Genomic DNA, 418 nt, shown 5'->3' with positions numbered 1-418 from the left:
CACATCTTCTTGGTAAGGAGGTGATCCAACCGCAGGTTCCCCTACGGTTACCTTGTTACGACTTCACCCCAGTCATGAATCACAAAGTGGTAAGCGCCCTCCCGAAGGTTAAGCTACCTACTTCTTTTGCAACCCACTCCCATGGTGTGACGGGCGGTGTGTACAAGGCCCGGGAACGTATTCACCGTAGCATTCTGATCTACGATTACTAGCGATTCCGACTTCATGGAGTCGAGTTGCAGACTCCAATCCGGACTACGACGTACTTTATGAGGTCCGCTTGCTCTCGCGAGGTCGCTTCTCTTTGTATACGCCATTGTAGCACGTGTGTAGCCCTACTCGTAAGGGCCATGATGACTTGACGTCATCCCCACCTTCCTCCAGTTTATCACTGGCAGTCTCCTTTGAGTTCCCGGCC

At 52.4% G+C, this 418-nt stretch carries 1 rRNA gene; it reads right to left on the bottom strand.

Going from position 1 to position 418, the window contains the following annotated elements:
* Positions 1–13: 13 nt before the first annotated feature.
* Positions 14–418: ribosomal RNA gene (locus WCT94_RS20740) — 16S ribosomal RNA — on the bottom strand; the annotation flags it as partial.

The sequence above is a fragment of the Pectobacterium sp. 1950-15 genome, assembly GCF_037136835.1.
Lineage (GTDB): Bacteria > Pseudomonadota > Gammaproteobacteria > Enterobacterales > Enterobacteriaceae > Pectobacterium.
The sequence above is the reverse complement of the archived record's forward strand: the minus strand, read 5'-3'. Positions and strand labels throughout refer to the sequence as shown.